3 protein-coding genes are annotated in these 8,225 nt (G+C 33.9%); all 3 read left to right on the top strand.

All coding sequences use genetic code 11. The features are described 5' to 3' along the window. A partial coding sequence (locus ABD077_RS24955; protein ID WP_343914924.1) for a non-ribosomal peptide synthetase occupies positions 1-1,892 on the top strand: 1,892 nt, incomplete at its 5' end. A 384-nt stretch (positions 1,893-2,276) separates the two neighbouring features. Beyond that, positions 2,277-3,881, top strand: a complete 1,605-nt coding sequence (locus ABD077_RS24950) for an MBL fold metallo-hydrolase (protein WP_343914923.1) — start codon at positions 2,277-2,279, stop codon at positions 3,879-3,881. 31 nt (positions 3,882-3,912) lie between these two features. Beyond that, positions 3,913-8,225 (top strand): amino acid adenylation domain-containing protein (locus tag ABD077_RS24945; RefSeq protein WP_343914922.1); only part of this gene is annotated, 4,313 nt, incomplete at its 3' end.

Genomic DNA, 8,225 nt, shown 5'->3' with positions numbered 1-8,225 from the left:
TTCATTACAAAGAGTTGTTGGTTTCTTTGATGGGTTGCTTTGAGAAGCCATTAAAAGATGTCGAATATCTTCCATCTGCAGAGCGATTAGAGTTATTATCAGGATTTAATGCTACCGATGTTGCTTATCCTAGAGATAGTAATCTTGTTGATTTATTCGTATCTCAAGCATTAAAGACTCCAGATGCGTCAGCTCTTTTATTCGAAGATAAAGTGCTTAGCTACAAAGAACTGGATATGCTATCGAATCAATTAGCAGATTATTTACTAAGGCATTATGAGATAAATTCTGGTGATTTGATCGGAGTTAAGTTGGAGCGTAGTGAGTGGTTATTAGTTTGTTTATTAGGTATTTTGAAGAGTGGCGGTGCTTATGTTCCTATAGACCCGAGATATCCTGAGGATCGTATTGTATACATTGAATCAGATAGTGATTGTAAGATTACTATAGATGATATTTTACTGGGTGAGTTTACAGAGGTTCTTTCAGATTGTTCTACTGCTTTACCAGTTGTTGATATTAGTGCAACAGATTTGGCATATGTGATGTATACCTCTGGATCTACAGGCAAGCCAAAGGGAGTTATGGTTGAGCATCGTAATATTATTCGTTTAGTATGTTCGAACCGTTTTTATGAATTTTCATCATCGGATGTTTTGTTAAGTACAGGAGCATTTTCTTTTGATGCGACTACTTTTGAATATTGGGGTCCTTTGTTGAATGGTTCTCAATTGGTTTTGTGTTCTCATGATAGTTTATTAGACAGTAGTTTATTATCCAAAGAGATTACCTCACGCGGCGTTAGTGTTATGTGGTTTACCTCAGGCTGGTTAAATCAATTAGTTGATACGGACTTAGGATTATTTTCAGGATTATCGAGTGTTTTAGTAGGCGGAGATAAATTATCACCTACTCATATCGGGAAGTTACGTTCGAGTTATCCTGATTTGGAGATTATCAATGGTTATGGTCCAACGGAGAACACTACTTTTTCTTTGACTTATAATATCCAAGAAGTTTCAGGAGATATTCCGATCGGTTACCCGATTAGCAACAGTGAGGCTTATATTGTAGATGATAATTTACAATTAGTACCCAAGGGCGTTGTAGGAGAGTTATGTTTGGGCGGAGATGGATTATCTCGTGGATATTTAAATCGTGAAGGTTTAACCAGAGAGAAGTTTATCGATCATCCATTTAAGGAAGGAGAGCGTTTGTATCGCAGTGGTGATTTGGCTCGATGGTTATCAGATGGTTCTATTGCTTTTATGGGCAGGAAGGATGATCAGGTGAAGATTCGTGGTCATCGCATAGAGTTGGGCGAGATCGAAGAATGTTTAAAATCCAAAGAAGACATTTTAGAGGCTGTAGTAATGGTATCGGAAGGCAAAGAAAGTATAGATAAAGAAGTAGTTGCCTATTTAACTTCAAATACAAATCAAAATACCACAAAGTTGATTGAATTTCTATCACAAAAACTACCGAATTATATGCTTCCGCACCGTTTTGTGCAACTAGAGAATATGCCATTAACATCTAATGGTAAAATAGATAGGAGGTCTCTTCCGAGTCTTAGAGGTATAGAATTGTTCTGTGAAGTAAAATATGTAGCACCTTCAAATGAAACAGAACGAGAACTTATTTCAATTTGGGAAAGATTCTTCAATAAAGAAAACATAGGAGTTAACGATAATTTTTTCCATATAGGAGGAGACAGTATTAAAGGAGTTAAAATTCTATCAGAAATTCAAAGAAAATTCAATGTTAAAGTCAATATGGCGACTCTATTTCAAGACCCCACAGTTAAAGCTCTTGCCAAAGAAATAATGAACCAATCTTGGCATAATAATAAAATATCTGCTGAAAAGGTTATCGATAAGATAGTTATATAATTAAGGCTATTTCATCATGAACATCACATTACAGAATACCTTAATGAAAAAGAGAAGTAACTTAATTTTTTGCCAATTTTTAATCCAACATTAAGGTAATTGGTCTTACGTGAGTTATTGCTCTAATAAATTAAGATGACAAAAAAGGTATTATGTACTTCGTTACGATTGTTTCATAGAAATTGGCTATACAATTACTTAGGGGCATTATGGTAATTATACAGTTGTCTTCTATCTAAATAGTTAAAAGAATTTACCATATCTATATTATAAATCGAGGTTCTAAATTTAATGAACCCAGGCTTTCTATGCCTTGATTTTAACGATTCAATAATTAAACATAAACACAAAATTTTAATAAATAAAGATCTAAAAACAGAATAAATGAAGAATACTGAAAGCTTATATTACTTAAAATTAAACGTTGCAATTGAAGCATTAATTGATAGATGGTATGCATGGTCACATCTTGTATCTCCAGCAACCGCGGCAATGAATATTCAGGATAGACATTTAAAAATTATGAAGTCCTATATCAAGAATCCAAAGATACATGCCGCTGCAGTTAAAAAACCAGAAATGTTAGGAGGACCTTTCATTGATTACGATGGCGGTAGAGTTGAAGAAATAGAAGCTTTATACAATGAAACTTTGGATAAAAGGGCAAATATGCTCGAATTAACTGAAGCTATACATGAATTAAATAATCTTTTACAAAAAGAAGCTGTGGGATTCTCCATGGAGCCATTATATGATAAGATGCCTGAAAAACTTAAAGGGTTTGTAGAGCTATACTACGACTTAAACGACCAGCCTAACTTCAGGTTTTTCGAATCTTTACTATATAAAAGTGAATATTATGATGAATCGGCACAATCAATTTCGTTACAATTGGTCGAAGCTGATGATGCTAGGTCATTTGTACTAAGTACTCCCAGACTTGATGATGAAAATTTAATGCATCTTGATATACCATTTAAAGATGATGTTATAGATGATTTGTTTAAAATGAAAAAAGTACCTGGCGATTATAAAGAGATCAAAGAACGACTTCAAATAACGCCAGAACAAGAGGAACTTTTTAAAAGCTTTTTTACCAAAACTCCTCCTCCTGCATATAAAAAATACAAAGGGAAAGGAATCAGGACAAGATACTTTGGTCATGCCTGCGTTTTGGTTGAAACTAATGAGATCTCCATTTTAGTAGATCCGGTAATTAGCTATGATGGCTACGAAACCGATGTCAATCGATACACAGTTAATGATCTGCCAGAACAAATCGACTATGTTTTAATAACGCATAATCATCAGGATCATGTTTTACTCGAAACACTGTTACAATTAAGACATATGGTTAAAAATATTGTTGTGCCTAGCAGTAGTAAGGGAAGTCTTCAGGATCCTAATTTAAAGTTAATGCTGAATAATATAGGGTTTGACAGTGTTATAGAATTAGATGATCTAGAATCTATTGATCTAGAAGGGTGTGTTATTACAGGTCTCCCTTTCTTAGGAGAACACTCGGATTTAGATGTTAGAAGCAAGTTATGTTTTCATGTTTCTCTTCACAATAAATTGAAAGTATTATTCGCTGCGGATTCTTGTAATGTTCAACCAGAAATATATAAAAGAGTTCATTCGATTGTAGGGGATATTGATATTTTGTTTTTGGGTATGGAATGTGATGGAGCACCTCTTTCTTGGCTCTATGGACCTTTGTTGTCTAATAAAATAGATAGAGACAAAGATCAATCTCGTCGTCTTGCAGGTTGTAATTATGATCAAGGAAACGGACTTATTCACATTTTTAATCCTAAAAATGTATTCGTTTATGCAATGGGACTTGAGCCTTGGCTGGAGTTTATCAGCTCGATTAAGTATACTGATGAATCAAGACCGATTGTAGAATCCAATAAACTGGTAAATGAATGTAACGAGAAAAGCATTCAAGCAGAACGATTGTTTGGAGAAAAAACAATTGAGTATTAAAAATAAGATATAATTCAAAAGTTTATTTAAAATGATAAAGGAAGCAAAAAAGATACTTTCTGAATTGAAAGAAGAGAATATTAAGCTTGTATTGAATGATAACAATATAGAAATTGTTTCGTATCAAAATAAAATATCATCGGACTTAATTCAAGAAATTAAATCAAATAAAAATATCATAATTGATTACTTAAAACAGAATAATAAAGATAATCTGTTACAATCAATCCCTTCTGTAGAAGAGTCAGAAAATTATCCACTATCATCTGCTCAACGAAGATTATGGATATTAAGCCAATTTAAAGATACCTCCGTTGTATATAATATGCCATCTCATATTCAATTAAATGGCAGCTATGATATCCAATGTTTTAAAAGAGCAATTCATTCAGTTATTGATAGACATGAAATATTAAGAACCGTATTTAGAGAAGATGAAAATGGCGAAATAAAACAATGGATATTAAAAAACAATGAATTAGATTTTACAATTGGTTACAAAGACCTTAGGGAAGAAGAGAATAAGAATGATAGTATAAATGCCTACATAAACGAAGATTCTAACAAACCTTTTGATCTGGAAAATGGACCTTTGTTAAGAGCTTGTTTGCTTCAAGTTTCTGATGAGAATTATGTGTTTTACTATAATATGCATCATATAATTTGTGACGGATGGTCAATGGATGTAATGATCAAAGATACATTAGCATATTATACTGCTTATTCAGAAGGGGTCGAACCTAGTTTACAAGAGTTAAGAATTCAATATAAAGATTATGCTTCATGGGAATCAACGCAATTGGAGACAGAAGAAGCTAATCAGCATAAAACGTATTGGTTAAATCAATTATCTGGTGAGTTACCGTTTCTGAGTTTACCAAGTCAAAAAATGCGTCCCAGAGAAAAAACTTATAACGGGCATAGCTTACGAACTTTTATACCCATTGAAACTTCTAATCTATTAAAGAATTTTACGCAAAAAGAAGGGGGAAGCTTATTCATGGGAACATTGGCAAGTTTGAATGTCCTTTTTCATAAGTATAGTTCTGAGCAAGATATCATAATCGGATCTCCGGTAGCAGGTAGAGGGCATTTTGATTTAGATGATCAAATAGGGTTTTATATTAACCTTTTAACAATGCGAAATCAAGTTTCTGGAGACGAATGCTTCAGAACGTTTTTTAATAAAGTGAAGGACACTACACTAAACGCATACAAACATGAAACATACCCTTTTGATGCTTTAATTGAAGACTTAGGATTAAAACATGATTTAAGTGGAAATTCACTATTTAATATTTTGTTAGATTTTCATAGTTCTGAACAAAAAATAGAATCATTTGAGTTGAAAGGAAATCAAATGAATTTAATTTCGGATTTAGGAGAAGGACAGGTGAAATTTGATATGGAATTTCATTTTGAGGAAATTGGAGAGTATTTGTCATTAAAGGTGAATTATAATACCGATATCTATGAGAAGGAAATGGTTGAAGAATTGATAATGAATTATAAAGAATTATTATCAAAGCTTCTAATATCTACCGATGAGAAAATAGGAACGCTCGATTATCTTCAAAATAAAGAAAAACACCAGCTTTTGTATGAATTCAATGATACCGGTACAACATATTCTGAAGATAAAACTGTAATTGATCTATTTCTGGAACAGGTACAAAATGCACCAGATAATATTGCATTGGTTTTTGAAGATAAAGAGTTTACTTATAAAGAACTAGATGATAAATCGAATCAATTAGCGCATTGCTTAAGACAAGACTATAATATAGAACAAGAAGATATTGTAGGGATACAATTAGATCGTAGTGATTGGGTTATGGTGTCAATATTGGGAATTTTAAAAGCTGGAGCAGCCTATGTTCCTATTATTCCAGAGTTGCCTGTTGCTCGCAAACATCATATCGTTCAAGATACTCAGTTAAAGCTTTTGATTTCTGAGACTAATTACATGTTTGACTTAGAATATTTTGATGGTGATACTTTTGCTGTGGATGTAGAGTTTGAACCTTCAGAGTTTAGCTCAGAACCTGTAGAATTATCTCTTGACCCCAGCACGCTAGCATATATCATTTATACTTCAGGTTCTACGGGAAAACCTAAAGGGGTGATGATAGAACACAGGTCATTAGTTAATTATTTAAACTGGTGTAATGACTATTATATAAAAGACAATCTTTCAAATTCGGACTTTGGTTTATTTACTTCGTTATCATTTGATTTAACAATTACCAGTTTGTTTTTGCCGTTAACTAATGGTAGTAAATTGAATATTATAAAACCTGGTAGTAATATATCGGAGATACTGAAGAAGTATTTTGAAAGTGATTTATCTTGTATCAAACTTACGCCGGCTCATATAAGTTTGTTAAGTGAACTTGATATTAAAGATAGTAAATTAGAGTTAGCCATTGTCGGTGGAGAAGCATTACAACAAAATCATGTTGAAATTTTAAGAAACATTAACCCTTCGATTAAAATTTATAATGAGTATGGTCCAACTGAATCTACCGTAGGTTGTATTGTTTATGAAATTCCTTTTAGTAATAGTGATATTTTGATAGGAAAACCAATATCTAATACTCAAGTATATATCGTAGATGATAATTTACAATTAGTACCCAAGGGTGTTGTAGGAGAGTTATGTTTAGGCGGAGATGGATTATCTCGTGGATATTTAAATCGTGAAGGTTTAACCAGAGAGAAGTTTATCGATCATCCATTTAAGGAAGGAGAGCGTTTGTATCGCAGTGGTGATTTGGCTCGATGGTTATCAGATGGTTCTATTGCTTTTATGGGCAGGAAGGATGATCAGGTAAAGATTCGCGGTCATCGCATAGAGTTGGGCGAGATCGAAGAAGTTTTGTTATCAAGATCTTGGATTACTCAGGCTGTTGTGGTTGTACAGGATTTTGATGGCGATAAGTCTTTGGTATCATATGTAGTATCGGAGGGAGATTTAGACAAGAAGGCATTACGTTCTGGATTAAGCAAAGAGTTACCGGATTATATGGTTCCTGGCTATTATGTTTCCATGGATAGTCTTCCCTTAACGTCGAATGGTAAGGTGGACCGTCGTAGTTTACCCGAGGTTTTAGAATCTGATCTTATTAAAGAAGAATATGTAGCTCCACGTAGTACAGAGGAGTCAGTTTTAGTAACTGTTTGGGAGTCTGTATTAAAGCGTAGTCCTATCAGTGTAAAGGACAACTTTTATAATTTAGGAGGCGATTCGATCAAGTCGATTCAGGTTGCTTCCCGTTTAAAACAGCAGGGATATCGTCTTAAGGTAGAACATATTTTACGTAATCCTATTTTAGAGGATTTGGCACCTTATGTTGTTTTAGATACTCGGGTTATTGATCAATCTGCGGTGGAGGGTAAGGTTTTATTAACTCCAATTCAGCAGTACTTTTTTGAAGATCCAGCCATTAGGGTTCCCCATCATTTTAATCAATCGGTTTTACTATCGAGTACAGATCGTATAGATGGTGTTATTTTGGAGCGTAGTATTTCATCTTTGGTTTCACACCATGATGCTTTACGCATGGTTTATAGTCAGGGAGATGGTTTTTGGTTACAGGAGAATCGTGATGTTTCGGATTCTGCTTATAGTATTGATTTTTATGATTTGTCAAAAGAAGAAGATGCTTTAGCAACTATGAGTCGCTTAGGATCGGAGTTGCAGTCTAGTATTGATTTATCATCAGGACCCTTATTTAAAGTAGGTCATTTTCGATTAGCTGATGGCGATCGTTTGGCTTTGATTATTCATCACTTGGTTGTAGATGGTGTTTCATGGCGTATTTTGTTAGAAGATTTGTCAGCTCTTTATAGTGGTTATATTTCTGATAAGGCTGTTGTGTTACCTAAGAAGACAGATTCTTTTCAGCGTTGGTCTACTTTGCAGCAGGAGTATGCTCAGGAATTAACTGATTCTAAAGAACGTTTGTATTGGGATGGTGTTTGTAGTTCTTCTATTACTGATTTTCCTATTGACAAGGGCACACGAGAAGATGTTGTTCAGTTTAACAAGCGTCAATCGTTTGTATTAGATGATTCTCTTACCGAGTTATTACAGACTCGAGTTCATGGAGTTTATAACACAGAGATCAATGATGTTTTGTTAACTGGTTTAGGTTTGGCGCTTCGCGATGTATTTGGATTGGATCGTAGTGTTTTAAAGATGGAGGGTCATGGTCGTGAAGAGGTCATATCAGATGTAGATATTAGCAGGACAGTAGGATGGTTTACCTCGATTTACCCATTTGTTTTGGACGTTAGCACTACAGAAAAAAGAAGTGATAGTTTGGTACAGGTAAAAGAGTC

This window comes from Aquimarina litoralis, assembly GCF_039523995.1.
In the GTDB taxonomy this organism is placed as follows: domain Bacteria; phylum Bacteroidota; class Bacteroidia; order Flavobacteriales; family Flavobacteriaceae; genus Aquimarina; species Aquimarina litoralis.
The sequence above is the reverse complement of the archived record's forward strand: the minus strand, read 5'-3'. Positions and strand labels throughout refer to the sequence as shown.

Excerpts from the sequence above, each read along its gene's own strand:
- ABD077_RS24950 (WP_343914923.1), top strand. The coding sequence starts at position 2,277 with ATGAAGAATACTGAAAGCTTATATTACTTAAAATTAAACGTTGCAATT.